Below are 25,255 nucleotides of genomic sequence, written 5' to 3' on the forward strand. Positions count from 1 at the left end.
GCCAGCCTGTCACCAGGTCACTGATCTCGTTCGATCACTGACCAGTTAGGACTTACTCGTCTAGTCCGCGCGCACCGCCGGACGGGCTCTGCCCGCTACACCGCAAGGAGGCAGAACAGGTGCTCAAGGGCTTCAGGGACTTCGTGATGCGCGGCAACGTCGTGGAGCTGGCCGTCGCCGTGGTCGTCGGCACCGCCTTCACCGCGATCGTCACCGCGGTCACCAACAGCGTCATCAAACCGTTGATCAACTCCATCGGGGGTTCGGACCCCGCGCGCGGGCTCGGCTTCCACGTGGTCAGCGGCAAGGAGGCCACCTACGTCGACCTCGCGAGCGTGATCAACGCGGCTGTCAACTTCCTGATCGTCGCGGCGGTCGTCTATTTCCTGATGGTGCTGCCCATCAACAAGCTCCGTGAGCGCCGCCGCCGAGGCCAAGAACCAGCCCCGGCGGAACCGTCCGACGTCGAACTGCTCGCGGAGATCCGCGACCTACTCAAAGCACAGCGGCCGACATCCGACGACCACCGGCCGCACCAACACAGCCAGGCCACGGAGCGCTCAGCCAGCGCTCCCAGCCAGCGATGACCAACAACCACATATTGGGGACTGGGCCCAAATCCAGGGGATAGGGGTACGGGCAGGGAGACGGGGCCAGGGGTTGGGGAGGGTGGGGTGGGGGAGGGGGCGGGGGGAGAGAAGAGAGAAGGCTGCACCCACCCTCCAGCCGAGTTGGCAGACATGGAGCAGATCGCGTCCGTGACTGCCGTCCACCGGTAACGCGCGACGGCCATGGCGGCTGAACTTCACGAGCGTGAAGAACTGAAAGTTCCCCTTGAAGTGGTTGCCCTGCCCTGCATCGTTGGCCGCGGGCATCAGGCGATCGCGGCCGCCCTGAGTGGGATTTCGATCGAGTACGTCGCCAAATGGTCCTTGTCGCTACAGCCCGCCCAGGACACGGGGCGGAGCGCAAAGCGAATCCGATGCGTCGTTCTCCGCCGTAGAGCGACATCAGGCAAGCGCTGAGAGGCCCGCGTGAGTCCTGTCCCACTCGTCGCGCGGTTTGTTGGGGTCAGCCGTCGTCGTGGTGGGGCGGGCGGTTCTCCCGGTACCAGGTGTCTGTGTCGGATTCGGGCTTCTCCGGGGTGCGTTCGTCGTTGGTGGTCTCCGGCAGAACCTCGCCGAAGACGGCACGCAGCCGCTCGCGGGCGTCCTTCCCGGTGTCCTGGTTGTCCTCGGGCTTACCCCTCATGCGTCCATCGTCCCTCATTCGTCCCTTGTGGGCGGATCATCGCAACGGGCCCGTGCGTTCGGCCTGCTCCGGTGCCAGCATGGAAACCGCCAGGCTGCGCCTGGTGGGGTCTGCACGGAGGAGGAGGCGGGACGAGATGGGCCTGCTGGACAGGGCCAGGGAGCTTGCCGGCCGGGCACGGGAGAAGGCCGGCCCGTTGGCGGAGAAGGTGGGCCCGCTCGCGGAGCGCGCGGGCGGGATGGCCGCCAAGGGGGTCGACGTGGCCGCACAGCGGATCGACAGGGCCACCGGCGGTAAGTACCACGACCGGATCGAGAACGTCAGTCACAAGGTCGAGGGGATTCTGCACCGCGACGGCAAAGGTGGCACCACGAACTCGAAGTGACCACAGGCAGCTCGGGTGGGCGTGCTCGGCAGCGCGCCCACCCGACCTGCGTGAAGCGGACGAAACGGTTCCGGACAGCGGGCGCTCACGCGTCGGTGAGGCCGGAGAGCTGCTCGATGACGTGCTTGACGAGCGGGGTCAAGGTCGCCATGCCGTCCCGCACCGCCGACCGCGACGACGCGAGGTTGACCACCAGGGTGCTGCCGGAGACCCCGACCAGCCCGCGGGAGATACCGGCGTCCACGGCACCGGCCGCCAGGCCGGAGGCCCGCAGCGCCTCGGCGACGCCCGGGATGGGCCGGTCGAGCACCCCCGCGGTGGCATCCGGCGTGACGTCACGGGGCGACACCCCGGTACCGCCGACGGTGATCACGAGGTCAACGCCGCCGATCACCGCGGTATTCAGTGCGTTGCGGATGTCGACGGTCTCACCGGCGACGGCCACCGTGCCGTCGACGATGAACCCGGCCTCCTCCAGCAGCTCGGTGACCAGCGGGCCCGTGCTGTCCTCGTGCTCACCCTGGGCGATCCGGTCGTCGACGATCACCACGAGGGCCCGGCCGAGTCGCTGCGTGCGTTCCATGCCGGCAACGTTAGTCGGTCGGGGGTGCGGGTTCCGGTCAACGGCGGCTGTCGATCACCCCTGCGGCCCATCCCGCGTCCCCGCGTCGGGTAGCCAGCGGGAGGCGGATCTCGAACCGGCAGCCGCGGCCGTGGTTACGCGCGGTGAGCCGGCCGCGATGGGCCTCCACCAGGCCGCGGGCGATGGCGAGCCCGAGGCCGGCCCCGGCCGGCTGGTCGGTCCCCGGCGTGCGCGCCGTGGTCCCGCGGTATCCCACGTCGAACACCCTTTCCAGCTCATCGGTGGGGATACCACCACACCCGTCGTCGACGCGGAGCCATGCCTCGTCCTCGTCGGCGCCGGCGCTGAGGATCACCGACTCGCGGGCCGGGGTGTGGCGGATCGCGTTGGAGAGCAGGTTGCGGATCACGCGGGCGAGTTCGGGGTCGCTGCCGAGCACCACGGGCCAGTCGCATCGCGCCGCCCGCAGATGCACGCCCTTGCGTTCCGCCGCCGGGTTCTCCGCCTCGACCGCCTCGCTGATGACGTCGCGCAACGGCACGGCGGAGAGGCTGAGCTGGAGGGCACCGGCGGTGATCCGGGAGAGCTCGAAGAGGTCGTCAACCATGCCGGCGAGATGGTTGGTCTCCCGGCCGATGCGGGTGGCATAGGCACGCACGTCGGCAGGCCCGAAAACGACGCCGTCGGCGAGGGCCTCGGACATCGCGCGGATTCCCGCCAGCGGGGTGCGCAGGTCATGGCTGATCCAGGCGACCAGCTCACGTCGCGATGCCTCGGCGGCACGCTCCCGTGCCCTGGCTTCACGTTCCCAGACACTGCGTCGGGCGATGCTGCGGCCCAGCAGCACGGCGGCGGGCACGGTGACGATGGCGACGGCTGTGCACACCACGAGCACGGTGGTGAGCATCGGGTCGAACATGAAGCGGGTGACCGCGAGGACACCGGCCAGGGTTGCGGCCACCGGGGTGAGCGCCAGCACGGTCAGGGCCGCGGTGAGCGAGCCACCCCGCAGCCGGTAGAGGGCAAGGGCGCCGAGCAGCGCGATCGGCAGGGAGAAACCGACGGCGTACGGGATGACGTGGGTGAAGTCGATGACCACGGTGTTCAAGGCGTCACTCCGCGGGGTCGTAGCGGTATCCGACGCCCCATACCGTGCTGATGCGGCACGGGTTGGCCGGGTCCGCCTCGACCTTCTCCCTCAGCCGTCGCACATGGACGGTCACAGTGGACTGGTCGCCGAACTCCCAGCCCCAGACGCGGGAAAGCAGCTCCGCTCGCGAGAACGCCTGTTTCGGGTTGCGCAGGAGGAACTCCAGCAGTTCGAACTCGCGCGTGGTGAGGGCGAGCTCGGCGTCGCCGAGGACGGCGCGGCGGGCGCCCGTGTCGAGCCGGAGCGTGCCGTCGGTGAGGACCTCGGCCGGCTGCGGCGCCGGCGCGGTCCGGGCACGACGCAGCACCGAGGTGACCCGCAGCGCGAGCTCGCGGGGGCTGAAGGGCTTGACCACGTAGTCGTCGGCACCGACCCGAAGCCCGAGCACCCGGTCGGCCTCCTCGCCGAGGGCGGTGAGCATGACGACGGGGATGCTGTCCCGTTCCCGGAGGCGCCGGCACACCTCGAGGCCGTCGACGCCGGGAAGCATGAGGTCGAGGACGACCAGGTCGGGTTTCCACTCGGTGGCCAGCCGCAACGCGGTCTCACCGTCGCCGACGAGGCGTACCTGGTGGCCGTCGCGTTCCAGGTACCGGCGGACCACGTCGCGCACGGTCTCGTCGTCGTCGACGACCAGCACGCGCCCCGTCTCGGTGTTCATCCGACTCCCTCACCCATGTCGACCCCGCCCCGGGCACGTCCATTCTGCTCAATTCGCCACAAACGTGCGCCAACGTGCGGAACCGCGCCGGGAAGATGAGGGGCAGTCCTCCCGGCGCGGTCCCGGCTTACCCGGCCCGGGGGCAACGGGCCGGGAGTCGGTGTGCTGTTAGTCGGCGGGCGAGCTGTCGAGGGTGGCCTCGACGGTGCGTTCCTTGCCGTCCTCGCCCTTGACGGTGAGCGTGACCTTGTCGCCGGGGGCCTGGTTGCGGACCGCGGCGACCAGTTCGGTGCCGTCGCTGATGCGCCGGTCGCCGAGCTTGGTGATGGTGTCGCCCTCCTTGATCCCGGCCTTGTCGGCCGCCTGCCCCGGGACCACCTCGGCGACCAGGGCGCCGCCCTCGCGGGATGGGCGGACCTTCACGCCGAGCACCGCCTGGGTGGCCCTGCCGCTCTTGGTCAGCTCCTCGGCCACACGCCGGGCCTGGTCGATGGGGATGGCGAAGCCGAGCCCGACCGAGCTGCCCTCACCGTTGGCGGTCTGGTTGGGGCTGTAGATCGCCGAGTTGATGCCGATCACCCGGCCCTGCATGTCGACCAGCGGGCCGCCGGAGTTGCCCGGGTTGATGGCGGCGTCGGTCTGCAGGGCGTTGAGCACCAGGTCGGCGTCGCCAGCGCCACGGCCCGGGGTCACCGGGCGGTTCATCGCGCTGATGATGCCGCTGGTGACGGTGCCGGACAGCTGGAAGGGCGCGCCGATGGCGACCACCTGCTGGCCGACCGCGAGGTCGCCGGAGCGGCCCAGCTCGACCTGGGGCAGCCCGGAGACGCCCTCGGCCTTGACCACGGCCACGTCGAAGGTGGACGAGCGGCCGAGGATCTTGGCGGGAGCGGTGCGGCCGTCCTGGAAGACGACGGTGATCCGGCCGCCACCCTGCGCCGCGGCCTCGACGACGTGGTTGTTGGTGATGATCTGGCCGTCCCCGCTGATGATGAACCCGGACCCGGAGCCGCCGCCGCGCAGGCCGCGGACCTGCAGCTCCACCACGCTGGGCAGCACCTTCTGCGCCACCTGCTCGGCGGAACCGGCCGGGGCGGACTTCACCGTCTTGGCCGGGGGTGGGGGCACCTGGAGCGAGTTGGGCCCGGTGTCGCGGCGGCTGGCCAGGTCGTAGCCGAGGTAGCCGCCGGCCACGCCCGCCCCGCCGGCCACCAGGGCGACGAGCAGGCCGGCCGCGACGAGCCGGCCAGCGCGGCCTCGGCCACGGCGACCGGGGACCGGCTCGGTCGGATGGAACCCCGTGGGGCCGGGGTTCCCGGGCTGTCCCGGGTAGCCCGGGCTGCCGCCGCTCGGCACCGCGCCCTGGCCGGCGTCGGGACCAACGTAGGTGCCGTGCGGGCCGATGTGCTGCCAGGGGTAGGGGCTGGTCGGCTGGTCCCCCTGCGGACCGGGCTGACCGGCCGCACCCGGCATGGGCGACGCTGCCGGCCCCCCGGTCGGCGGGGTGGGCTGGGGGTAGGACTGAGCGGGTGCCTCGGGCGGGCCCGGTGCGGCGGCCTCGCCGGCGGGTGGCGTGCCCTGTCCCGGCGTGCCCTGTCCCGGCGTGCCCTGCTCCGGCGGGGACTGGTCGGCTGGCGGCTGCGGCGTCGGCCCGTCCGGGGTCGGCGGCTGCTCGGCTGGGGACCGCTCCGGCTGCCCGCCGGCAGCCCCCGGGTGCTGCTCGGTCATATCTCCACTGTGCTCCCCGAAGCTGAAAACAGGCTGAGGAGTTCCTGGGCATCCTGTGTGGGGTCCGTTACGGGCGGTGGGACGCCACCCCTGTCACCTGAGCGCAGTCACCGCTCGGGATGGTCCTGCGGTGTGCGGGCCGCGCGGAGCCGCTCGGCCACCTGTTCGGGGGTCACGTCGCTGATCCAGACGGCCATACCGGACTCCGAGCCGGCCAGGTACTTGAGCTTGTCGGCGGCGCGGCGGATCGAGAAGAGCTCCAGTCGCAGCCACGACAGCTCGCGCCCCACCCGGACGGGTGCTTGGTGCCAGGCGGCGACGTAGGGCAGGGGGCGGTCGTGGAGGGCGTCGAGCCGGCGCAGGACGTCCAGGTAGAGCCCGGCGAGGTCGTCCCGCTCGGCGTCGGTGAGCGCGGGCAGGTCGGGCACCCGCCGGTGCGGGACCAAGTGAACCTCCACCGGCCAGCGGGCCGCCGCCGGGACGTAGGCGCTCCACGAGGACGTACCGGCGATCATGCGTTCGCCGGAGTCACGTTCGGCCGCGAGTACATCGCAGGCGAGGTGGCGCCCGGTGCGGTCGTGGTGCTCGGCGGCAACAGCCAGCATGCGCTTGGTGCGCGGGGTGACGAAGGGGTAGCCGTAGATCTGGCCGTGCGGGTGATGCAGGGTCACCCCGATCTCCTCGCCTCGGTTCTCGAAGCAGAAGACCTGTTCCACACCGGGCAGTTCACCCAGCGCGACGGTTCGGTCGGCCCATGCGTCGATGACGGTGCGGACCCGCTCGGGGCTCAGCTCGGCGAAGGAGGTGTTGTGGTCGGGGGTGAAACACACCACCTCGCACCGGCCAAGACCGTGGCGACGCGGCACGAGTCCGGGCACCACCTCGTCTGCTGTGGACATGTCCTGAGCCTGCGCGAAGGAGGGGAAACGGTTTTCGAAGACGACCACGCTGTAGTCGGATTCCGGGATCTCCGTCGGCCGCCCGGGAGCCGATGGACACAGTGGACAGAGATCGGTGGGCGGCTTGTAGGTACGGGTCTGCCGGTGCGCCGCAATCGCAACCCATTCCCCGGTGAGCGGATCACGGCGAATCTCCGCAGTGTGCGCGGTTTCCGGGAGGTCGCGGGTGTCGACCGCGGTGCGGGGCGGGGCGTTCGTGTCATCGTCGAAGTAGATGATCTCTCGACCGTCGGCGAGTCGCGTGCTGGTGCGCCTCACGCGGTCCACCTTCCTGACAAGGCTGCTGCGGACAGGGACTCGATGTGACCCAAGGCCACAGGATCTGGTGTTGCTGAGCAAGCACTGGGAAAGCCGGGTGGCGCGGAGACGGCTGCGAGTGGCTGGGCGGCGCCAGGGTGGAGTGAGGCCCGGGTAGCCATGGCCAGCGGGCAGTCAGGACCGCGACCAACCCTCCATACCCGTTCTGGGAGTTGGTTGCCAAGCGACCACCTGCCTCCTCCCCCGCAGCCAGCACCAGTGGCACCCACCGGCCGCGCCGCCGTCGGTGGAGGTCGTCGCGTGCGGCCGACGCGATGTTGATCGGTCGCTGTGCTCCGGCCGCGGCCAGAAGCTCCTGCGAATGGGATGAGCATTTCCACTGACCTCGTGGCCTTCAGGGGCTTTCCGCCGGTATCGGCGCCAGCACGAGGTCACCGACCCGCTCGGACAGTTCGGCCACCGCGTCTGCGGGCAGGCGCTCGTCACTGACCAACACATCGGCCTCGGACAGGTCGGCGATGGTGGAGATACCGACAACGCCCCACTTGCTGTGGTCGGCCACGACCGCCAGGCGTCCGGCCGCCGCGACGAGCGCCCGGTCGGTCTCGCTCTCCTCCAGGTTCGGGGTGGTGAAGCCGGCCCGCGGCGCCATCCCGTGCACACCGAGGAACACGACGTCCAGATGCAGCGTGCGCAGCGCCTGGACCGCGACCGGACCGACGAGCGCGTCCGAGGGGGTGCGGACGCCCCCGGTGAGCACGACCGTGCGGTCACTTCGACCGGTCCGCTGCAGGGCATCGGCGACCCGGACCGAGTTGGTCACGATGGTCAGGTCCGCAACGTCGTCGAGGTGCCGGGCCAGGGCATGCGTGGTGGTCCCGGCGGACAGCCCGATGGCGGTGCCCGGCCGGACGAGGTGTGCCGCCGCGGCGGCGATGACGTCCTTCTCCACCAGCTGGCGCGCCGACTTGGCCTCGAAGCCGGGCTCCTCGGTACTGCGCCCGCCCACCGTGGTGGCGCCGCCGTAGACCTTGTCGACGAGGCCGCGCCGGGCGAGCGCGTCGAGGTCGCGGCGGATCGTCATGTCCGACACGCCGAGCCGGGTCACGAGGTTGGCGACGCGGACCGCTCCGGTGCGCCGGACCTCGTCGAGGATGATCGCCTGTCGTTGCGGCGCCAGCACCTGCCACTCCTCCCGGGCCGGGGTCTCCAACACGACACAGCCTACCCACAGAAAGTGACATAAATAAACACTTGGCAGCGCGGATCTGGGCGCAAATAAGCCTGTTGAGCAGGGACATCATCTGGGACTAACCAGAACAAGAACCACCATCGAGTGGCGATGACTCGGTCCGGATCGATCAGCCCGGGCCGCCCGGGAGCCGCAGCGACAGCAGCGCACCGCCCTCCGGCGCCCGGCCGGCGTACGCCCTGCCGCCGTGCCGCTCGGCGACCTGCTTGACGATCGCCAGGCCCAGGCCGGAGCCGGGCAGGGTGCGGGCCTCGGAGGAGCGGTAGAAGCGCTCGAAGACGTACGGGAGGTCGGCCTCGTTGATGCCGGGCCCGCCGTCGGCGACCTCGAGCACGACCGTGCCGTCACCCACGGGTCGCAGTGCCACGCGTACCACTCCCCCGGGCGGGCTCCACTTCGCGGCGTTGTCGAGCAGGTTGAGCACGGCACGCTCCAGCGCACTGGCGTCACCCAACATGCTCCACGGCTGCAACCGGACGTCGAAGGTGACGCCGGAGGAGGCGCGGCGCCGGGCCCGGTCCAGGGCACGCTCCACGACATCGACCAGCTCGACCGGTTCGTGTACCACCTGCGGTGGGTCCTCACGCGCCAGCTCGACCAGGTCACCGACCAAAGTGGACAGCTCGCCCAGCTGCGCGCGCACGTCGGCGTAGATCTCCTCGCGGTCATGTTCGGCCAGGTGCGGGGCACCCGGCCGCTCCGAGGCGATCAGCAGCTCCAGGTTGGTGCGTAGCGAGGTCAGTGGGGTGCGAAGCTCGTGCCCGGCGTCGGCGACCAGTCGTCGTTGCTGTTCCTGGGATTCGGCCAGCGCGCCGAGCATGGTGTTGAAGCTCTGGGTGAGGCGGGCCAACTCGTCGTCGCCGGAGACAGGGATGGGTTGCAGGTCGCCGGTGCGGGCCACACGTTCGGTGGCCGCGGTCAGCTGCTGCACCGGCCGTAGCCCGGTGCGGGCCACGGCGGTGCCGGCGGCCGCGGCGAGCAGGATCCCGGCACCGCCGACCACCACGAACACCACGCTGAGCTTGGCCAGCGTGCGGTCGGTGGCGGACATGTCCTGCGCCATCACCAGCGCGGTCCCGCCCGGCGCCGGAACCGCGACCACCCGGTAGGTGTCGGCGTTCTGGTGTGCGGTGCGCTTGCTCTCCACGGTCAGGCCCCGGGCCACCGCGACTTCCTCCCGACCGAGGGGTGGCCTGTCACTTCCCTTGGGCCAGGCCGCCCAGCCGTCGGCACGGACGACCGCGACCTTCAGGTCGGCCGCGCCGAGCGCCTGGTAGGGCAGCTGCGTCAGGGTGTCGGGATCGGCGATCGGGCTCTGCGCGGTCGCCAGCGCCCGGCCCAGCAGGTTCTCGTCCAGCGACTCGTAGAGGCTGGTGCGGACGGTGACGAACGCGCCCAGCGACACCAGCGCGACCGCGCCGCCAACGCAGATCGCGACGAGCAGTGTCACCCGGGAACGCAGCGAGATGCGCTTGCGGCGGTGGTCGGCGGCCGGTGGTGGGGGCGGAGGTGCCGGGGCGGCGGGGGTGGGAGCGGTCACGGGGGTGTCTCCCGCAGCACGTAGCCGACGCCACGCACGGTGTGGATCAGCCGCGGCTCGTCGGCCGCCTCGGTCTTGCGACGCAGGTAACCCACGTAGACCTCGAGCGCGTTGCCCGAGGTCGGGAAGTCGTAGCCCCAGACGTCCTCCAGGATCCGGCCGCGGGTGAGCACCTGCTTGGGGTGTGCCATGAACAGCTCGAGCAGGGCGAACTCGGTGCGGGTGAGGCTGATCGAGCGGCTACCCCGGCGCACCTCGCGGGTGTTGGGGTCCAGCTCGAGGTCGGCGAAGCGCAGCGCGGCGCCGCCCTCCTCCTCCGCGTCGACGGTGGCGCGCCGCAGCAACGCGCGCAGCCGGGCCAGCAACTCCTCCAGGGCGAAAGGCTTGGGCAGGTAGTCGTCGGCGCCCGCGTCCAGGCCGGCGACCCGGTCGGAGACGGCGTCGCGCGCGGTGAGCACGAGGATGGGCAGGTCGTCGCCGGTGCCGCGGAGCCGGCGGCACACCTCCAGACCGTCCAGCCGCGGCATCATCACGTCGAGCACCATGGCGTCGGGGCGCCGTTCGCTGACGGCGTCCAGGGCCTCCCGCCCGTCGCTCGCCAGATCGACCTGGTAACCGTTGAACTGCAGGGAGCGCCGGAGCGACTCGCGCACAGCACGGTCGTCGTCGACCACGAGGATCCGCATGGGGCCAGTCTTACTCCCCCGCCTGAGACGTGCCTGAGAACCTGGTGTGAGCGGAGCGTGAGGTTGCGCTCGGCGCCACCGGTCCCGGCCACGACGAGGTCGGCCGGCAACGGCCCCGCCGCTCAGGTCCAGTCGAAGAACCCGCGGCCGGTCTTGCGGCCCAGCTCACCGCGGGCGACCTTGTCGCGCAGCAGCTGGGGCGGGGTGAAACGGGGGCCGAGCTCGCCGGCGAGGTGCTCGGCGATGGCGAGCCGTACGTCCAGGCCGACCAGGTCGGTGAGCCGCAGCGGGCCCATCGGCCAGCGGTAGCCCAGCCGCATCCCGGTGTCGATGTCCTCGGCCGAGGCCACGCCCTCCTCGAGCATGCGGATGGCTTCCAGGCCGACGGCAACCCCCAACCGGGAGGTGGCGAAGCCGGGCGCGTCGCGCACGATGATCACGGTCTTGCCCAGGGCCTCGGCCCAGGCGCGGGCCTGGGTCACCGCGTTCTCGGCGACGGCGTCGTGGGTGACCAGCTCGACGAGTTCCTGGGCCGGCACGGGATTGAAGAAGTGCATGCCGAGCGTGCGGGCGGGCGCGAGGTCGGCGGCGATCGCGGCGATGGACAACGCGGAGGTGTTGGAGGCGAGCACGGCGCGCGGGCAGGTGTTGGCTGCCTCGGCCAGGACGCGTCGCTTGAGGTCGAGGTCCTCGGGCACGGCCTCCACCACCAGCTCGGCGGTGGGCGGCAGCTCGGTCACGGCCGGCACGGTGGACAGTCGCGGCAGCAGCTGTTCGGGCGGAAGGTCGAGCTTGCCCCGGTCGTGGGCCTTGCGGAGGGAGACCGCGACGGCGTCGCGCGCCGCCGCGGCCCGCTCGGGGGTGGCCTCGGCGAGGGTGACCCGGGTTCCCGCGGCCAGCAGGACGTGCGCGATGCCGGCACCCATGGTGCCCCCGCCGACCACCGCCGCGACGGTCGGTGCCGTCACCTGGTTTCCTCGACGATCTCGGCGGAGAACATGGCGACCAGTTCCATGCCGCCGATCTCCTTCAGGTTGGCGCCGGACGACGTCCACTCGTCGGTGGCGAAGGCCGCCTTCATGGCGTCCTTGGACTCGAAGTACATCTCGGCGAGCAGGTACGGCTCGGTGTCGCCGAGGAAGCCGGGTACGAACACCCGGCCCACCTTGGCCACCTCGCAGCGGAGCAGCCCCGGGGTCTTGGTCACCAGCGGCATGTGGCTGGTGAAGTATTCTCGTCGAAGTCGACGGTGTCGGCAGGTTTCCGGTACAGCGCGACATACTTGATCATGTGACACTCCCGTCTCGACCTGCCGCCGGACTGTAACAGTGGTGCGGTCGTGCCGACAGGACCACGCGGACGATCAGCCGCGATCCACCGCGACGCCACCGGAAGAGGCATCCGGTTCCGCCCTGGTGTCACACGGATGGCGGTTCGACGAGACCGCGTTGCACCGCCTTGACCAAGCGGCGGGGCACCCGCACCGTCCGTTCGTTCACCACCACGGGCACGAGATCGGGCGGGCTGGCCTTCCACTTCGCCCGGCGGTGCCGGGTGTTGCTGCGGGACGTCCTGCGCTTGGGAACAGCCATCAGCGGCCTCGCTTTCCGTAGCGACGGTGGAACTTCTCGACACGGCCGGCGGTGTCCACGAGACGCTGCGCACCGGTCCAGAACGGATGCGAGTAAGCGGTGACGTCGAGGACGATCAGCGGGTAGGTGTTGCCGTCGCTCCACTCGATCGTGCGGTGGGAGGTGGCCGTGGAGCGGGTCAGCCACGTCTCCCCGGTCGCCGAGTCCTTGAAGACCACGGGGTGGTAGTCGGGGTGGATCCCTGGTTTCACTTGTCCTCCTTGTTGTTGCGCAGCCGGTTGCCGCCGCGGTCCGCCTCGGCGGTCTCGTTGTCGGAGCACGGTTCGGCGTGCCAGTGCCCGAACGGGTCGGGATAGGACCGCCAGATCGATTCCCCCGCCCCCAGCTCTTCGTCGGTGAGCAGGGCACGCTCCAACGCGCGAGTGATCTCCTCGGGGTCGGCGCGGTGGGCGATGACGACGACCTCCTGGTCGCGGTCGCCGTAGTAGGGGTCCCAGCGCAGCGCGGCCATCGCGCGGCGTTCGGCACCCACCCGGTCCCAGTACGCGGGGTCGAGCGCGGCCAGCCACGGCCCGGCGTGCCCGACGCGCAGCCCACCGCCCGCGGACTCCAGCCACAACGTCACGTCGGGCTGGCTGGCGACCCAGGCCCGGCCACGCGCTCGCACCACCCCCTCGAGCAGCACGTCGAGCGCGTCGTGCAGACGCTCGGGGTGGAACGGCCGGCGCTGGCTGAAGTGCACGACGCGGACGCCGCAGTCCGACTCGAGCGGAGGCTGGCCGCGCAGGAGCGGCGCATGCGCGTCGTCGACCTCGCCCCGGCGGGCGTTGGGCGGGACTTTCGCGAGCAACGCCTCGGCGTCGAGGAGGTCGAGGCGGGCCCGCGGCGCACCGGGGGCGAGCCGGTCCAGGACTGCCCGCGTGCGTTCGGCCGTCCAGGATTCGGGCCTCACGCCGCCGATCACCAGAGCGTCGGCGAATTCGACCTGTCCGACCGCTACCTGCGCCACCGTGCGCTCGTCATCGGCACTCGCCTGCAGGTCACGCTCGGCCAATGGCTCGTCCCCGGTGGCGTCGGCGAGCCAGGTGGCCTGGTCGAGGACGGTGACGACGCCGTCGACCCGGGCGCGCTCGACGACGGTCTTCCCCTCGACCACCACGTGCCGCAGGGCCCAGCAGATTGCCTCCGGCTCCATCGCCGGGTCCAGGTGCAGGACGACCCGGTCGACGCCGGGGGTGTGGCACAGGCGGAGCAACAGGGGAAGCAGATCCTGGCGCAGGGTGCAGGAAACGCAGCCGTGGGCCAGCTCGAGCACCGCACGTTGGTCCTGGCCGCCCCAGCGCATGCGGCGGCGGACCACGCCGTGCGTGATCTCCCGCAGGTCGTGGTGCACGACGGCGGTACCGGGACGGCGCAGGAACTCCTCGGCGACACGCGTCACGGCCGCGGTGGCAAGGCCCGCGACGAGCACGACGGGGGTGCGGTCGTCGGCCACGACGCCTCCTTCGAACCTGAAACTGAGAACGATTTCCATCTCGACTCGGCCCACGCTACCCTGACCACCGAGCAAAACGAAAACGGGTGTCACTTTCAACTCAGGAGGACGGATGTCCGCGCGCTGCCAGGTCACCGGGCGCACGCCCGGGTACGGCAAGCAGGTCTCCCACTCCCACCGCCGCACCTCCCGCCGGTGGGAGCCGAACCTGCAGCGTCGCCGCTACTGGCTGCCCGGCGAGGGCCGCTGGGTGGTGCTGCGGGTCTCCGCCAAGGGGATCAAGACCATCGACAAGCGTGGGATCGAGGCGGTCGTCGCCGAGATCCGCGCCCGAGGAGAGAGGATCTGATGGCTCGCTCCGAGCTCCGCCCGGTGATCAAGCTGCGGTCGACCGCGGGCACCGGCTACACCTACGTCACGCGCAAGAACCGGCGCAACGACCCGGACCGGCTGCGCATCCGCAAGTACGACCCGGTGGTCCGCAGGCACGTCGAGTTCCGCGAGGAGCGTTGAGTGGCCAAGAAGTCGAAGATCGCCCGGGACCGTCAGCGGCGCGAGATCGTGGCCCGGTACGCCGAGCGCCGCGCGGAGTTGAAGCGCGTCATCCGTTCCCCAAGGTCCACTGTGGAGGAGCGCGACGCGGCACAGCGGTCCCTGCAAAGGATGCCGCGGGACGCGAGTCCGACCAGGCTGCGGAACCGGGACACGGTCGACGGGCGGCCGCGCGCCTACTTCCGCGCCTTCGGCCTGTCCCGTATCCGTCTCCGGGAGATGGCGCACCGGGGTGAGCTGCCGGGCGTCAGCAAGTCGAGCTGGTGAGAAACCAGATCCCGCGGTCCCGGGGCTGCTCCGTATCCCTGTCCCCACGCACCAATGAGGAAAGCATGTCAGCGACTTCGGCACGTCGCCGCAACCCCAAGCGAAAGCCCAACCTGTTGGCGCGCGAGGGTGTGGCCAGGGTGGACTGGAAGGACGTCGGTCTGCTCCGGAAGTTCTTGTCCGATCGGGGAAAGATTCGTTCCCGTCGGGTCACCGGGCTCACCCCGCAGCAGCAGCGGGCCGTGGCCACCGCGATCAAGAACGCACGCGAGATGGCCCTGCTGCCCTATCCGACACCGGCGCCGCGTCGCTGACCGGGTCCACCCGCGGCCCCGGCGCCGACACCTCCTGTGGCCGCGACAACATCCGGCCCACCACCGACGCCAGCAGGGCGGCCGCGAACAACACCGCGGCCGCCCACCCACCCCGTTCGTCCCAGACGATCTCCCCGGCCCGGCCGAGCAGGAAACCCGCGTAGAGTCCCCAGCACTGCGCGGCCACCAGCGTCGCGCCGGGCACGGTCGTCACCGCGGCCACCCCGAGCACGACGGCGAGCACCAACACCAGCCCCACGGTCGGGAAGCGGGTCGCGCCGAGCAGCACCACCAGCGTGGTCGCCAGCAGGCCCGTCCCGAAGCCGAGCGCGGAGCCGTCGAGCGCGCGCAACCTGGGCAACATTGCCTTCTCGCTGATCACGTACTCAGTTTCGACAGTCGTCAGACCTCCGTGGTCCCCCTGCTGGTGGGATCTTGACGGGCTACCGCCGCGGATTTGACGTTCACTTCACCTGACGCCCCGGGCCGGGTCGTTCGGCGGCCCGGTGCGGTGCGGCCGGAACCCCAGCTCCGGTGGTGGTTTTCCCGCTGCGACAACCTGTCTCGTGAGGGCCGGGGTCGTTGCCACACCGCCCGGATCCGGGGTCCGGCCGCGCCCACCTGGTGGGCTGAGGCAGGATCGAGCGGGTGATGCCGCTGCACGCCCACCACGACCCGACCGGGAGCCCGTTGCCCGCCCACGACTTCTACGACGTACTGCACCGCCGGCGCGACGTGCGTGCCGAGTTCACCGGCGAGGAGCTGCCGCCGGAGGTGTTGCGGCGCGTGCTGACCGCAGCACACGCCGCCCCCAGCGTCGGGTTGTCCCAGCCGTGGGACTTCCTGCTCGTCCGGGACGAGACCACCCGCCGGGCGTTCCGCGAGCACGTGCTGGCCGAGCGCTCGGTGTTCGCCGCCCAGCTGGACACCGCGCAGGCCGAGACCTTCGCCCGGATCAAGATCGAGGGCATCCTGGAGTCCAGCGTGGGTCTGGTGGTCAGCTACGACCCGGACCGCGGTTCCCCGGCGGTGCTGGGCCGGCACGCCATCGCCGACGCCGGTTTGTACTCGGTGTGCCTGGCCATCCAGAACCTGTGGCTGGCCGCGACCGCCGAGGGCCTGGGCGTCGGCTGGGTCAGCTTCTACCGGGAGGACTTCCTCCGCCGCCTGCTCGCGCTGCCGTCCCGGCTCCGCCCGGTGGCGTGGTTGTGCGTCGGACCGGTGCGGCACCTGCAGGAGACACCCGACCTGGAGCGTCATGGCTGGCGGAAGCGACTACCCCTCGATGACGTTGTGCACTATGAACGGTACGGGCAGCGACCGCCCCGGTAGCCTGTCGCCGAACCGCCGCCGGTGCTCGAGGCGAGGGTGTGCCAGGGGCGGGCGTCGGGGCATCGGGATGTCGAGGACGCCGTGGAGCACGATGAGCCACTCATGACGGGCCACATTCCGCGGGATGACCGCGAGGTGCGCCTGTTGCTGGACTCCGGCCGGGTGCCCGAGGCGAACATGCTGTTCGACGAGGTCGTCGCCCGGGTTCCCACCGCGGGCGGGGACCGTTGGCGGCGGGCGACCGTGCTGGTGCACCGGGCGGTGGTGGCCTGGCGGCTCGGGCGCATCCCGCTGGCCCTGGAACTGGCCGCGGAGGGCTGGACCGAGTTCGACAACGCCCGGCCCAGCGGGACAGCCGCCGCCCAGACCCTGGGCATGCTCGGCTACCTGCTGGAGAGCATCGGCCACAAGCGGGCGGCTCAGGACATGTTGCGGTTGTCCGTCCACGTGGCACGGGAGGCTGGGCACCCGCACACGCTGGCGCATTGCTTGCAGCGGCTCGGTGGCGCACTGAACTTCCGTGCCCTGGACTCCCCACCCGGGGCCGCCCGCGCGATGTATGCCGAGTCGCGCGGGTTGTTGGAGGAAGGACTCGGCCTGGTCCACGAGGGATACGTGCATCGCGCCCTGCTCGCCGCCTACGGGCGTTCCCTCGCCGGGGTGGGCGAGTTGACCCGGGCCGAGGAGACCGCGCGGCAGGTGATGGGGCTGGCCGAGGTCTCCGAGGACCGGTGGGGGCTGGCCGTGGGCAACTGGGTGTTGGCGACCGTACGACAGGCACAGGGCGAGCTGACCGAGGCCCGCACGATGGGGAGCCGGGCGGTGGCCGAGGCGGAGCGGATCAACGACAGCAACCTGCTGCGGCAGTTCTCCTCCGACCTGGCCGACATCTGCGCGGAGCTGGGGGACCACGTCGGTGAGGCCACCGCGTTGCGGCGGACGGTACGGGCCGGGCGCAAGGCGGTGGAGACGCTGCAGGAGGGGTTGGCGCAGGCGCTGGAGCAGCGCCGGCTCGCGGTGCAGGCGCAGCGGGTGGCGATGGCTGCTCAGGAGGCCGCGGCCCGCGACCCGCTGACCGGGCTGGCCAACCGGCTGGGCCTGGAGCGGGCCGCCCCGCACCTGCTGGAGCGCACCGCGGCGCGGGGCCGGCTGCCGTGGCTGGTGCTGGTGGACGTCGACTGGTTCAAAGGGGTCAACGACGAGTCCGGGCACGCTGCGGGCGACGCGGCGCTACGGGAGATCGCGCAGCTGCTGCGCCGGGAGTGCCGCACCGACGATCTGGTCGCGCGGTGGGCGGGGGACGAGTTCGTGGTGTTGCTCGTCGACGTGAGCGAGGACCGGCCGGACGCCGGGCCGGTGGTGGCCGAGCGGATCCGGTCCGCCGTGGACCATCACGACTGGACCATGGTGTTGGGCAACATCCGCCACCCGACGGTGAGCATCGGGGTCGCGGCCGGGCCGGCCAAGCTGGACCAGCTGTTCGCCGCCGCCGACATCGCGCTGTACCGGGCCAAGCGGCACGGGCGCAACCGGGTGGAGGTGCACCCGCCGCTGGCCGGCTCGGCCGAGGCCGACCACCCCAGTGCGCCGGCCGGCCTCGGCTGAGCCGGGCGCGCGTGCCCGGGCGATTCAGGCGATGAGGCCGCCACGGTAGGCGACCAGAGCGGCCTGCACCCGGTTCACCGCACCGATCTTGCCGAGCACGGCCGACACGTAGCCCTTCACCGTCGCCTCCGACAGGTGTAGGGCGGCCCCGATCTCGGCGTTGGACATGCCCTGGCCGATCAGCGACAGCACCTCGCGCTCGCGGGCGGACAGGGCCGCCAGCAACCGGCGGGCCGGCTCGGCCACGCGCTCCTCGTCGGCCAGCGCCGCCAGCACCCGGGAGGCCACCCCCGGGTCCAGCACCGCGCCGCCGAGGGCCAGGTCGCGGACCGCCCGCACCAGCTGGGCCGGCTCGGTGTCCTTGAGCAGGAACCCGCTGGCACCCAGCCGCAACGCCTCGCTGACGTACTCGTCCACGTCGAACGTGGTCAGCATGGCGACCTGCGGCGGGTCGGTGAGCTCGCGCAGCCGGCGCAGGGCCGCCAGACCGTCGGCCTCCCGCATCCGGATGTCGAGTAAGACGACGTGCGGGCGATGCCGACGGACCAGCTCGACGACCATCGAGCCGTCGTCGCACTCGGCGACCACCTCGATGTCACCGGAGCTACGCAAGATCATCTTCAGGCCGGAACGGACGAGGTCCTCGTCGTCGGCCAACAGAACCTTGATCACGGACGCCTCCCCGAACGGCGTGGCGTGCTCAGTTGAGCCCTTGTGGGTGCAGGACTTTGCAGCCGCGCACATCTCACCACGATTTCACTCCATGGTGTAGTGGACATCCCCTGATCGGACATAAGGCCCGGGCATAACGCGGCACTCAGCATGGGCTGCCCCTGTTTCCTGCAGGTTTCCGCAACGTGAGTGATCACGAGCACACTCGTCAAGAGGCCATATCAATGCGTTGCGTCACCGAAGCCGCGCGATCCGACTTGCGTACCAAGCGGTTGGTGTGCTTGGAGGCTTTCCGCAACTCACCGGCCGCGGCGGAAGGACCGGACGTTCCTCGGCGGTGACCTGCCAGGCCCGCCCGTCGGTGTGCTCGACGCGCACCAGTCCGTCGTCGGTGGCCACGGCCCGCATCGCGTCCGGTTCCCACTCCACGATCCGCTCGCGCACCGCCAGCTCGGCGACCTGGCCGGAGGGCGACCAGGTCGAGCGGCCGCGGCAACCCCGCGCGATGACCTGGTGCTCGGTGAGCAACCGCTCCGCGAGCGAGATGGCGAGCCGGCCGTAGACGTAACCGGTGGGGAGGAGGACCGCCGTGGGGGCGAGGCGGTGGCCGCCGGTGTGCGTGCTCTCCCATACCTGCTCGGGATGGCGTGCCGCGGCTGCGGTGGCGACCGGTCGGCCCAACAGGGCGCAGCAGCGGTCACGGCGACCGTTCGTGCAGACCATGAGGAGCGGCTCCGCACAGGGCTCCCCCAGGTACGGCCGTCGCCCGACGGCCAGCGCGTGGAAGTCCAGGTCGAGCAGGTCCTGGGGGTCCTCGATCTGGGTCCCCTCCATCCAGGTCGCGCCCGGCCGGGTGCACGCGAGGTAGACCTGACGGGGGCGGGGGAGGTGGATGTCCGCGTGCCGGCCGGGCCGCCGGATCAATGCGACGCGGACGCCGGTGCCCTCGGTGCGGCGCTCCAACTCCGCGCCGAGGCCGGGGTCGAGGTGACTTTCCCGCAGGGCGTTGTGCCCCCACGGGCCGGGCTGCTCCAGGCACAGCCATGCCTGGGCGACCGGCGCCGTGCCGGCCAACGGCTCGCCCAGTTCGGCGGACAGCACCGCGCAGTTGGCGGTGCTCAGGACTGGCCTCCCCACACCTCGAGTGTCCCCCGGACGGCGTAGTGGCGCGGCACACGCCCCGCACGCCCACGAGGCTGGCGCCGCCCGCTAGGCTGTCACTCGGTCGGAACGGCCACGCCCGCGTAGCTCAGGGGATAGAGCATCCGCCTCCTAAGCGGAGGGTCGCAGGTTCGAATCCTGCCGCGGGCACAACCTTTTCCCCTGCACTATCCGCCGGCTACCAGCGCAAACGGGCCGGGTGCTGCCATCTGACAGCCCCGGCCCGAGCGCAGCTACGGCTGCCGGGTCTCAGTTTGGGTCTCATTCGACCCCCAGAACAGGTCACCAACCTGCTCCGCGATGTTGGCCACCAGGTCCGAAGTCACGTGCTGGTAGCGCTGGGTCATCGAGAGCTGGGACCAGCCCATGATCTCCATAACGGCACGGGCCGGCACTCCGAGCGCGAGCAACATGGTGGCGGCGGTGTGCCGCGCGTCGTGCAGCCGTGCGTCCCGTACTCCGGCAGCTTCGAGAAGCGTCTTCCACTCCCTGTGATCCGCGCGAGGATCGATGGGCCGTCCGTTCGGCTGGGCGAAGACCCAACCGCCTTCCTGCCACAGGGAGCCGGCGTGCTCCCGCTCCGCGGCCTGGGTGGTCTTGTGCTCCCGGAGCGCTCTCAGGAGCGGAGCAGGGATGCCCACCCCACGTTTCCCGGCCCGGGACTTCACATCGATCTCGTGAAGCCCCCCGCCCTTCCGGTGTGGACACCGCGCCGCGTGCTCCGTGCAGTCCGGGGAGCAGACCGGCGGGCACTTCGTGTGCCGCCCGCAGTCTTGCGGACACGGCTCCGTCTTGTGGTGTTCCCGGCCGCAGGCGTGCGGGTCGGAGCAGCCGTGCTCCCAGGGGCGTCGTTGCAGTTGCTTCGGTGTCCGGAGAAGGCCCTTGTCCAGGTCGACCCGGGGCCATTTCAGGCCGAGCGCTTCGCCCTTCCGCAGTCCCAGTGTCAAGGCCACCACGAACCGAACGCCGTTCCGGCGCTCTGACGCGGCTTTCAGGATGCGTTGCGCCTCTTCCAGAGTGAACGGCTCGACTTCCCGATCCTCAAGGCGTGGTGCTTTCGCAATCGTCGCAACGTTTTCGGTCACGTGTCGACGGCGCATCGCCTCGAACAGTGCAGTCTTGATCGTGCGGTGAACTTGGTGAACCCCACCCGGGGCATGGCCAGCGGCAAGCATCCGCGCGTACAGGCTCTCCAGGTGTTCGGCACTCAGCCGATCGATCCGGTGCGCTCCAATGCGCGGGATCAGATGCTTGTAAACCGCCAGGCGGTAGCCCTCCAGGGTCTTGTACTTCACCGCTGGCGCCACGATGTTCTCAACCCAGTGGCGAAGCCACTTCTCGACCGTCCAGGCCCGGCCGGGCTTGCGGGCCTTGCCGGTGTCGCGTTGGCGCTCCAGTTCGCGAACCGCCTCGATCACTTCGCTCTCGTCCTTGCGCTTGACGTGCCGGCGGTCTGGCTTTCCGTCGTCGCCGACGCCCATGGTCACGCGGCCGTGCCAGTAGCCGTCCTTGCCGAGGTAGATGCTGGAGGCGCCATTGGGGGCGCGGGTGCCTTCGGGTCGCTTACGGCGAGGCATTCTGTTCCTCCTGCTGTGTGTGGGTGTGCGGGGTCGCGGTCGCGCACCCGCGGGTGAGTGCCGACCTGGTGGTTTTCGAGGGATCCGGCCCGGTGCGGATCGGTGTGCTAGGTGCTAGTGCCCTGGTCAGGGCCGGTGTGGGGTGCTAGCGGGGAGTGCTAGGTCTAGCGATCCGGCCTGCTAGACCTAGCGCGGCTGGGAAGGCCCCTGCTTCCTCGCGCGTGTGCGTGTGTGCGTACGCATTGGAAGCGGGGTCGGCGGGTTCGGAACGGGAACGGAACGTTCCGTTCCTCCGGCGTCGCGTCCCCCTGCCGGTCACGTTTCGTGTCGGCTGCTGGTGAGGGAGGGAGCCGGCCGGGCGGGTGCCGGAGGCGCTCTGGGCGGGGTTTTCATGGGTTGCTCTGCGGTGCTTCCCTGCTTCCCTCCCGGTGGTTTGGGCTGGTCAGGCGAGGGAAGTGGGGCAGGGAGGTGGTGAGGGAAAACTCCCTCGATCCCTGGTGCCTCCCTGCCTGCTTCCCTGCCCCGTGTGGTTACGCGGCGTGCTGTTCGGCCAGGCGCCGGAGGTAGGCGCGGAGCGCGTCCATTGGGACGCGACGTAGCCGGCCGATGCGTACCGAGGCGATCTCGCCGGACTTGATCAGGGCGAACATCGTGGTCCGGCCGATATCCAGCCGTGCGGCGGCGTCCTCGACCGACAGCAGCAGCCTCGGCGCCCGGTCGTGGGTGGGGGTGGGCATGGTTCCTCCTGCGGTGTGTGCGGGATCGGTGGATCAGGCCGGGTCGGTGTCGACCTCGGCGGCGCAGGGTTCGCACAGGCCGTAGGCGAGCAGGATCGGGCCGAGCGCGACCGTGCCAGCGAACAACCTGCCGGCGGGGCGCCGGCAGCGGTCGCAGGTGGCGTCCTCGACGGGGTCGGGCGCTAACGCCGCAACACAGTGGGGGCAGACCAGATAGCCGGGTGCCCACACGGCGGCGTGCGCGACGCGGGGACCGTCCGCAAGGTGTGCGCAGCCGCGGACCTGGCCGGTGATCAGCGCCAGGCGGAACGCGGCCGCGTGGTCGGCCAGCCACGCTGGGAGCGGGCCGTCAGTGACCCGGCCGGCAAGCCGGGTCGCCGCCTGGTGTAACTCGCGCCTGGCCTGCTGGGTAGCGGCGTCGTACTGATCAGCTAACGCTGTTGGGTTGGTGACGGTGGTCATCTCGAGCGTCCTCCCAGTGATGACGATCGGTAATCGGGATGGGCGGTTCCGCCTCAGTTCCGCCAGTTCCGCCACGTTCCGGGTCCTGGCGGAACTGGCGAAACTGGGGCGAGACTGGCGATAGTGGTCACGAAGAGTGACCGTTGGTGAGGCGCCAGACGGCGCGGGCCGGAAAGCCGTCTCGGCCGGTTTCGATCTCCGGGCGCTGTGTGGCGGCGCGTTCGAGGGTGCGGACCTTGAACCCGGCTTCGCGGCCGGCTTCGACGACGTCGTCCTTGGCGGCTTCGCCGCCGCAGCCCGACGCAGGCCGAGCAGAGCAGGAGTCCGGGCCGCCACAGCGCGGCGTGGGCGACGCGGGGGGCCGGGGCCAGGTGGGCACAGCAGCGCACCCGCCAGGCGGCGAGCGCGGCCAGGAGGTCGGCGCAGCGGTCGCGTAGCCACGGGGGTAACGGGCCGGTGTCGAGCTGGGCGCCCCACTCGTGGGCGGCCTTGCGCAGCGCCTTCCGCGCCTGGTGGGTGGCGGCGTCGAGCTGGTCAACGTAGGCGGTCGGGTGCGAGTTGGCAGGCATCGCTATCTCCATGACGGTCGGAAAAGGGTTGTGGGATAAGGGATGCACACTGTCAGCGTGGGTCTGGACTGGTGCGGCAGACTCGGCCCATGGTCACGTTCTCGCCCACTGGCTGGGCCGCGCGATACAAGGACCCCGAGTACCCCAACCTCGTAGTCCAAGAGGCCGTCGAACGGTTCTCTGAGGATGGGGATGCGTTGGTGGTCGACCGCCGATACGGCACGCTGATCCCGGCTCGAGCGCGCACCGGGTTCGTTGGCTTGGTGGAGTGCGGCCGGATGATGTCCGTGGTGCCCGCTCCGCCTGGTTGGCGTGTTGGTGGACAGACCGACGACGGCTACGCCTGGTCCGATCCTGTTGTGGCTTGGCTGGTCGACGAGACCGGGACGGGCTATCCCCTGATTCGGGACGGCCGCCATCTCACCATGGTCGAGGATGCGGTCAGCGAGTACACGTTGTCTGGACCAGACGACCCGGATCCGTCGGTGAAGCCTGATACGGACAGTGACGGCGGAGATGGTCGTAGCGTCGGCGAAGCGGTCCAGTGACACCAGTTGCGTCAGTTGCGTCAGCTCGCGAGACCTGACGTGACTGACGTGACTGGGGCTCATGGCAGCCTCCACACGGTCGTGCTCGGGAAGCCGACCGAGGTGCTGACTACGTTGAGTGACCTTGCTGCACGGTCGATGGTGCTCGCGGAGAAGCCCGCTTCCTGGCCGGCGTCCTTGACGTCCCGTGAGGGCGTCTCGCCATGGCTGGTGAGGTACTCGGCCAGCCACGCGGCTGCGGCTTCTCGCTTGGTGCCGGTGCCCTTGGTGCCGCCGTGGTCGGTGAGGATGTCGTTGACGTGGCGGTCGGTTTCGCCGAGGAACACCAGCCGGCCGACGGTGGCCGGGCCTTCGTCGGTGGGGACGTCGACGGAGTCGACGCGGTAGCGCAAGGACGGCAGGTCCAGGCGGCCGAGGTTGTTTTTGGCCTGGGACATGATGCAGGTGCCGTCGTCGGTGTCGGTGTCGCGGGCGATGGCGATCACCGCGCGGGCGACGGCGGAGAACGCCCGGGACCCGGTGATCAGGTTCAGCGCATCGTTGGAGGCGGATTTGTTGAAGTGCGCCAGCCCCACGACGGCGCACCCGGTGGCATCGGCCAGGCGGGCCAACGGTTCCAGGGCGGTGCGCAGGTCGCGGTCCCGGTGGGTGTCGATTCCGGCGTGGATCAGTGACAGCAATGGGTCCGCCGCGAGTAGGGCCACGCCCAGCCGTTCGATCTCGGTCGTGAGGGCCTCGCAGTCCCGCGGCAACGTGAGTTGGTCGACTCCCCCGGCCGCGTGTTCGATCTCGACCCGGTAGACCAGGTCGAGGTCGGCGCCGGCGGCGTACAGGCGGGGTCCGATGGTGTGGGCCCAGGAATCCTCGGTGGCCGCGTAGATCACTGGGCGCGGCTGGCCGTGGTGCTGTCCGGGCAGGGTGCCGCGGGTGAGCTGGGCGGCCAGCCAGGCCAGGGTCAGGGATTTGCCGATGCCTTCCCGGCCGGGGATGACGGTGAGGGCACCGGCTGGAATCCGGTCGGTCCAGGCCCAGCGGACCGGGCGCATCCGGATCTGGGAGGCGGGGGTGAGCAACACCCGCCGCACCGGCTCTGCGGCCGGCACGCTGTCGCCGGCAGCCGGCTGCCGGACTGGGCTGCCGCCCCGGCCGGGCCCCTGCCGTGGCGGGGTGCCGGTGTGACCGGGTGGGCGGGCCGGTGCGGTCACGTCCCCGGCCGGGTCCCTGCGCTGCGGCGTGCGAACGGGGGCGGTAACACCGGTAACAGCCACGCCGGCTGCTGCCGGTCCTGCCGCGCTGCCGGTGCCGGCAGCCCGATCGGCAGCGGTGCTGCCCCGTTCATCGGGGGTGTAAGAGGCGGGTGCGGGGCTTTCGGCACCGGGGCTGCCGGCAGCCTGTTTGTGCTGTACTTCCGGGGAGTAACCCTGCCGGTACCCCCCGGCACCCGGGGCGGGTTCGTCCCGTTCAACCGGGGCGTCCGACCCGGGTCCGGGACTGCCGGCTGTTGGTACCGGGCGTAGGTGCCGGCCGGTCTGGGCCGGGTCGGTGGTGGGTTCGGGAACGGTCACGATGTGACTCCTCCCAGCGTTCGAAAGCGGGTGTGAGTGGCCGGTGGGCTGCCGGGCTCGTGCCCGGGTCTGCGGGCCCGATGGCGTGCGGGAATGCGGGTGGCGGTACCCCCTCCGGCCCGGGCCAGGGGCGCAAAACGGCCGGGGCCGGAGGGGGCCTGCCCCTCTTGTGCAGCGGGTTGGGGTGAGAAGGCTGCACAAGGAGGGGGCTCGGTGCCGGCGGGTGCGTTCAGCGGCACCCCGGGGGTGCCGGGCGGGACAGGCCCGCCGGCACCGAGCGGTCGGGGGAACTAGACCGGTGGCCGGGCCTGTGCCCGGGTCCGCTGCCGGGGGCGGGGTGCCGGCACACCGGGC

The 25,255-nt window shown here is 71.1% G+C and carries 30 protein-coding genes and 1 tRNA gene; 10 read left to right on the forward strand and 21 right to left on the reverse strand.

Annotated features, from left to right (window positions below):
• Window positions 1–119 precede the first annotated feature (119 nt).
• A complete protein-coding gene (gene mscL / locus IEY55_RS29620; protein WP_189061882.1) occupies window positions 120–587 on the forward strand; it encodes a large-conductance mechanosensitive channel protein MscL in 468 nt (155 codons plus the stop codon).
• A gap of 484 nt (window positions 588–1,071) precedes the next feature.
• Here the strand turns inward: mscL and IEY55_RS29625 are convergent, their stop codons facing one another.
• Window positions 1,072–1,251 (reverse strand): hypothetical protein, encoded by a 180-nt coding sequence (locus IEY55_RS29625; protein WP_189061883.1) that lies wholly within the window; start codon window positions 1,249–1,251, stop codon window positions 1,072–1,074.
• A gap of 79 nt (window positions 1,252–1,330) precedes the next feature.
• On the opposite strand from IEY55_RS29625, the gene IEY55_RS29630 reads away from it, so the two are divergent.
• Entirely contained in the window at window positions 1,331–1,636 is a 306-nt protein-coding gene (locus tag IEY55_RS29630; protein ID WP_229686883.1) for an antitoxin, read from the forward strand.
• Window positions 1,637–1,721: 85 nt separating this feature from the next.
• On the opposite strand, the gene IEY55_RS29635 is transcribed toward IEY55_RS29630, so the two are convergent.
• The 13 genes from IEY55_RS29635 to mrf all read right to left on the reverse strand — a co-directional run bounded on the left by IEY55_RS29635 (window position 1,722) and on the right by mrf (window position 13,579).
• Window positions 1,722–2,219 carry a MogA/MoaB family molybdenum cofactor biosynthesis protein gene (locus IEY55_RS29635; protein WP_189061884.1) on the reverse strand — a complete coding sequence of 166 codons (498 nt, stop codon included), beginning with the start codon at window positions 2,217–2,219 and terminating at the stop codon, window positions 1,722–1,724.
• A gap of 37 nt (window positions 2,220–2,256) precedes the next feature.
• Window positions 2,257–3,327 (reverse strand): sensor histidine kinase, encoded by a 1,071-nt coding sequence (locus IEY55_RS29640; protein WP_373290080.1) that lies wholly within the window; start codon window positions 3,325–3,327, stop codon window positions 2,257–2,259.
• Window positions 3,328–3,331: 4 nt separating this feature from the next.
• Window positions 3,332–4,030 carry a response regulator transcription factor gene (locus IEY55_RS29645; RefSeq protein WP_189061885.1) on the reverse strand — a complete coding sequence of 233 codons (699 nt, stop codon included), beginning with the start codon at window positions 4,028–4,030 and terminating at the stop codon, window positions 3,332–3,334.
• Window positions 4,031–4,198: 168 nt separating this feature from the next.
• Window positions 4,199–5,758 carry a S1C family serine protease gene (locus tag IEY55_RS29650; protein ID WP_189061886.1) on the reverse strand — a complete coding sequence of 520 codons (1,560 nt, stop codon included), beginning with the start codon at window positions 5,756–5,758 and terminating at the stop codon, window positions 4,199–4,201.
• A gap of 107 nt (window positions 5,759–5,865) precedes the next feature.
• Complete coding sequence (galT, locus tag IEY55_RS29655) at window positions 5,866–6,975, reverse strand: galactose-1-phosphate uridylyltransferase (protein ID WP_189061887.1); 1,110 nt, start codon at window positions 6,973–6,975, stop codon at window positions 5,866–5,868.
• Window positions 6,976–7,369: 394 nt separating this feature from the next.
• Window positions 7,370–8,158 (reverse strand): DeoR/GlpR family DNA-binding transcription regulator, encoded by a 789-nt coding sequence (locus IEY55_RS29660; protein ID WP_189061908.1) that lies wholly within the window; start codon window positions 8,156–8,158, stop codon window positions 7,370–7,372.
• A 178-nt stretch (window positions 8,159–8,336) separates the two neighbouring features.
• Entirely contained in the window at window positions 8,337–9,767 is a 1,431-nt protein-coding gene (locus IEY55_RS29665) for a HAMP domain-containing sensor histidine kinase (RefSeq protein ID WP_189061888.1), read from the reverse strand.
• Window positions 9,764–10,453 carry a response regulator transcription factor gene (locus IEY55_RS29670; RefSeq protein WP_189061889.1) on the reverse strand — a complete coding sequence of 230 codons (690 nt, stop codon included), beginning with the start codon at window positions 10,451–10,453 and terminating at the stop codon, window positions 9,764–9,766. The genes IEY55_RS29665 and IEY55_RS29670 overlap by 4 nt, the downstream gene beginning before the upstream one ends.
• Window positions 10,454–10,575: 122 nt before the next feature.
• Window positions 10,576–11,421 (reverse strand): 3-hydroxyacyl-CoA dehydrogenase family protein, encoded by an 846-nt coding sequence (locus IEY55_RS29675; protein WP_268239375.1) that lies wholly within the window; start codon window positions 11,419–11,421, stop codon window positions 10,576–10,578.
• Entirely contained in the window at window positions 11,418–11,660 is a 243-nt protein-coding gene (locus IEY55_RS29680) for an EthD domain-containing protein (protein WP_229686884.1), read from the reverse strand. The genes IEY55_RS29675 and IEY55_RS29680 overlap by 4 nt, the downstream gene beginning before the upstream one ends.
• A 211-nt stretch (window positions 11,661–11,871) precedes the next feature.
• Window positions 11,872–12,045 (reverse strand): 50S ribosomal protein L32, encoded by a 174-nt coding sequence (gene rpmF, locus IEY55_RS29685; RefSeq protein ID WP_189061890.1) that lies wholly within the window; start codon window positions 12,043–12,045, stop codon window positions 11,872–11,874.
• Window positions 12,045–12,296 carry a type B 50S ribosomal protein L31 gene (locus tag IEY55_RS29690; protein ID WP_189061891.1) on the reverse strand — a complete coding sequence of 84 codons (252 nt, stop codon included), beginning with the start codon at window positions 12,294–12,296 and terminating at the stop codon, window positions 12,045–12,047. Before IEY55_RS29690 ends, rpmF begins: the two co-directional genes overlap by 1 nt.
• A complete protein-coding gene (gene mrf / locus IEY55_RS29695; RefSeq protein WP_189061892.1) occupies window positions 12,293–13,579 on the reverse strand; it encodes a ribosome hibernation factor-recruiting GTPase MRF in 1,287 nt (428 codons plus the stop codon). The genes IEY55_RS29690 and mrf overlap by 4 nt, the downstream gene beginning before the upstream one ends.
• A 73-nt stretch (window positions 13,580–13,652) precedes the next feature.
• Here mrf and rpmB point away from each other — a divergent pair, with 73 nt between their 5' ends.
• The 4 genes from rpmB to rpsR all read left to right on the forward strand — a co-directional run bounded on the left by rpmB (window position 13,653) and on the right by rpsR (window position 14,673).
• Window positions 13,653–13,889 carry a 50S ribosomal protein L28 gene (gene rpmB, locus IEY55_RS29700; protein WP_189061893.1) on the forward strand — a complete coding sequence of 79 codons (237 nt, stop codon included), beginning with the start codon at window positions 13,653–13,655 and terminating at the stop codon, window positions 13,887–13,889.
• Entirely contained in the window at window positions 13,889–14,053 is a 165-nt protein-coding gene (gene rpmG / locus IEY55_RS29705) for a 50S ribosomal protein L33 (protein WP_189061894.1), read from the forward strand. The genes rpmB and rpmG overlap by 1 nt, the downstream gene beginning before the upstream one ends.
• A complete protein-coding gene (gene rpsN, locus IEY55_RS29710; RefSeq protein ID WP_189061895.1) occupies window positions 14,054–14,359 on the forward strand; it encodes a 30S ribosomal protein S14 in 306 nt (101 codons plus the stop codon).
• A 65-nt stretch (window positions 14,360–14,424) separates the two neighbouring features.
• Window positions 14,425–14,673 carry a 30S ribosomal protein S18 gene (gene rpsR, locus IEY55_RS29715; RefSeq protein WP_189061896.1) on the forward strand — a complete coding sequence of 83 codons (249 nt, stop codon included), beginning with the start codon at window positions 14,425–14,427 and terminating at the stop codon, window positions 14,671–14,673.
• On the opposite strand, the gene IEY55_RS29720 is transcribed toward rpsR, so the two are convergent.
• Window positions 14,615–15,055, reverse strand: coding sequence for a hypothetical protein (locus IEY55_RS29720; RefSeq protein ID WP_189061897.1), 441 nt, complete (start codon window positions 15,053–15,055; stop codon window positions 14,615–14,617). The two genes, rpsR and IEY55_RS29720, sit on opposite strands and share 59 nt — an antisense overlap.
• A gap of 269 nt (window positions 15,056–15,324) precedes the next feature.
• Here IEY55_RS29720 and bluB point away from each other — a divergent pair, with 269 nt between their 5' ends.
• Both bluB and IEY55_RS29730 read left to right on the forward strand, forming a co-directional pair.
• On the forward strand, window positions 15,325–16,005 hold the full coding sequence (gene bluB / locus IEY55_RS29725; protein WP_189061898.1) for a 5,6-dimethylbenzimidazole synthase: 681 nt from the start codon (window positions 15,325–15,327) through the stop codon (window positions 16,003–16,005).
• Between the two features lie 102 nt (window positions 16,006–16,107).
• On the forward strand, window positions 16,108–17,610 hold the full coding sequence (locus IEY55_RS29730; RefSeq protein ID WP_189061899.1) for a GGDEF domain-containing protein: 1,503 nt from the start codon (window positions 16,108–16,110) through the stop codon (window positions 17,608–17,610).
• A gap of 24 nt (window positions 17,611–17,634) precedes the next feature.
• Here the strand turns inward: IEY55_RS29730 and IEY55_RS29735 are convergent, their stop codons facing one another.
• Together IEY55_RS29735 and IEY55_RS29740 are read right to left on the reverse strand one after the other, a co-directional pair.
• Complete coding sequence (locus IEY55_RS29735) at window positions 17,635–18,282, reverse strand: response regulator (RefSeq protein WP_189061900.1); 648 nt, start codon at window positions 18,280–18,282, stop codon at window positions 17,635–17,637.
• Window positions 18,283–18,516: 234 nt separating this feature from the next.
• Window positions 18,517–19,419: a ferredoxin family protein gene (locus IEY55_RS29740; RefSeq protein ID WP_189061901.1), complete on the reverse strand. Its 903-nt coding sequence runs from the start codon at window positions 19,417–19,419 to the stop codon at window positions 18,517–18,519.
• A gap of 101 nt (window positions 19,420–19,520) precedes the next feature.
• Here IEY55_RS29740 and IEY55_RS29745 point away from each other — a divergent pair.
• Window positions 19,521–19,593 (forward strand) — tRNA-Arg (locus IEY55_RS29745).
• Window positions 19,594–19,676: 83 nt separating this feature from the next.
• Here the strand turns inward: IEY55_RS29745 and IEY55_RS29750 are convergent.
• The 3 genes from IEY55_RS29750 to IEY55_RS29760 all read right to left on the reverse strand — a co-directional run bounded on the left by IEY55_RS29750 (window position 19,677) and on the right by IEY55_RS29760 (window position 22,219).
• On the reverse strand, window positions 19,677–21,020 hold the full coding sequence (locus IEY55_RS29750) for a tyrosine-type recombinase/integrase (RefSeq protein ID WP_189061902.1): 1,344 nt from the start codon (window positions 21,018–21,020) through the stop codon (window positions 19,677–19,679).
• A gap of 530 nt (window positions 21,021–21,550) precedes the next feature.
• Entirely contained in the window at window positions 21,551–21,757 is a 207-nt protein-coding gene (locus tag IEY55_RS29755) for a helix-turn-helix domain-containing protein (protein ID WP_189061903.1), read from the reverse strand.
• 33 nt (window positions 21,758–21,790) lie between these two features.
• Window positions 21,791–22,219 carry a hypothetical protein gene (locus IEY55_RS29760; protein WP_189061904.1) on the reverse strand — a complete coding sequence of 143 codons (429 nt, stop codon included), beginning with the start codon at window positions 22,217–22,219 and terminating at the stop codon, window positions 21,791–21,793.
• Window positions 22,220–22,877: 658 nt separating this feature from the next.
• On the opposite strand from IEY55_RS29760, the gene IEY55_RS29765 reads away from it, so the two are divergent.
• Window positions 22,878–23,336, forward strand: coding sequence for a hypothetical protein (locus IEY55_RS29765; protein WP_189061905.1), 459 nt, complete (start codon window positions 22,878–22,880; stop codon window positions 23,334–23,336).
• A gap of 59 nt (window positions 23,337–23,395) precedes the next feature.
• Here IEY55_RS29765 and IEY55_RS29770 read toward each other — a convergent pair whose 3' ends face one another.
• Entirely contained in the window at window positions 23,396–24,541 is a 1,146-nt protein-coding gene (locus IEY55_RS29770) for an AAA family ATPase (protein ID WP_229686885.1), read from the reverse strand.
• Window positions 24,542–25,255 lie beyond the last annotated feature (714 nt).

This window comes from Longimycelium tulufanense (genome assembly GCF_014645795.1).
Taxonomy (GTDB): Bacteria; Actinomycetota; Actinomycetes; order Mycobacteriales; family Pseudonocardiaceae; genus Longimycelium; species Longimycelium tulufanense.

Excerpts from the sequence above, each read along its gene's own strand:
- IEY55_RS29730 (WP_189061899.1), top strand. The coding sequence starts at position 16,108 with ATGACGGGCCACATTCCGCGGGATGACCGCGAGGTGCGCCTGTTGCTG.
- IEY55_RS29625 (WP_189061883.1), bottom strand. The coding sequence starts at position 1,251 with ATGAGGGGTAAGCCCGAGGACAACCAGGACACCGGGAAGGACGCCCGC.
- IEY55_RS29650 (WP_189061886.1), bottom strand. The coding sequence starts at position 5,758 with ATGACCGAGCAGCACCCGGGGGCTGCCGGCGGGCAGCCGGAGCGGTCC.
- rpmF (WP_189061890.1), bottom strand. The coding sequence starts at position 12,045 with ATGGCTGTTCCCAAGCGCAGGACGTCCCGCAGCAACACCCGGCACCGC.
- IEY55_RS29635 (WP_189061884.1), bottom strand. The coding sequence starts at position 2,219 with ATGGAACGCACGCAGCGACTCGGCCGGGCCCTCGTGGTGATCGTCGAC.
- rpsR (WP_189061896.1), top strand. The coding sequence starts at position 14,425 with ATGTCAGCGACTTCGGCACGTCGCCGCAACCCCAAGCGAAAGCCCAAC.
- rpmB (WP_189061893.1), top strand. The coding sequence starts at position 13,653 with ATGTCCGCGCGCTGCCAGGTCACCGGGCGCACGCCCGGGTACGGCAAG.
- bluB (WP_189061898.1), top strand. The coding sequence starts at position 15,325 with ATGCCGCTGCACGCCCACCACGACCCGACCGGGAGCCCGTTGCCCGCC.
- rpmG (WP_189061894.1), top strand. The coding sequence starts at position 13,889 with ATGGCTCGCTCCGAGCTCCGCCCGGTGATCAAGCTGCGGTCGACCGCG.
- IEY55_RS29750 (WP_189061902.1), bottom strand. The coding sequence starts at position 21,020 with ATGCCTCGCCGTAAGCGACCCGAAGGCACCCGCGCCCCCAATGGCGCC.
- IEY55_RS29765 (WP_189061905.1), top strand. The coding sequence starts at position 22,878 with ATGGTCACGTTCTCGCCCACTGGCTGGGCCGCGCGATACAAGGACCCC.
- IEY55_RS29645 (WP_189061885.1), bottom strand. The coding sequence starts at position 4,030 with ATGAACACCGAGACGGGGCGCGTGCTGGTCGTCGACGACGACGAGACC.
- mrf (WP_189061892.1), bottom strand. The coding sequence starts at position 13,579 with ATGGAAATCGTTCTCAGTTTCAGGTTCGAAGGAGGCGTCGTGGCCGAC.
- IEY55_RS29755 (WP_189061903.1), bottom strand. The coding sequence starts at position 21,757 with ATGCCCACCCCCACCCACGACCGGGCGCCGAGGCTGCTGCTGTCGGTC.
- IEY55_RS29760 (WP_189061904.1), bottom strand. The coding sequence starts at position 22,219 with ATGACCACCGTCACCAACCCAACAGCGTTAGCTGATCAGTACGACGCC.
- IEY55_RS29670 (WP_189061889.1), bottom strand. The coding sequence starts at position 10,453 with ATGCGGATCCTCGTGGTCGACGACGACCGTGCTGTGCGCGAGTCGCTC.
- IEY55_RS29630 (WP_229686883.1), top strand. The coding sequence starts at position 1,331 with ATGGAAACCGCCAGGCTGCGCCTGGTGGGGTCTGCACGGAGGAGGAGG.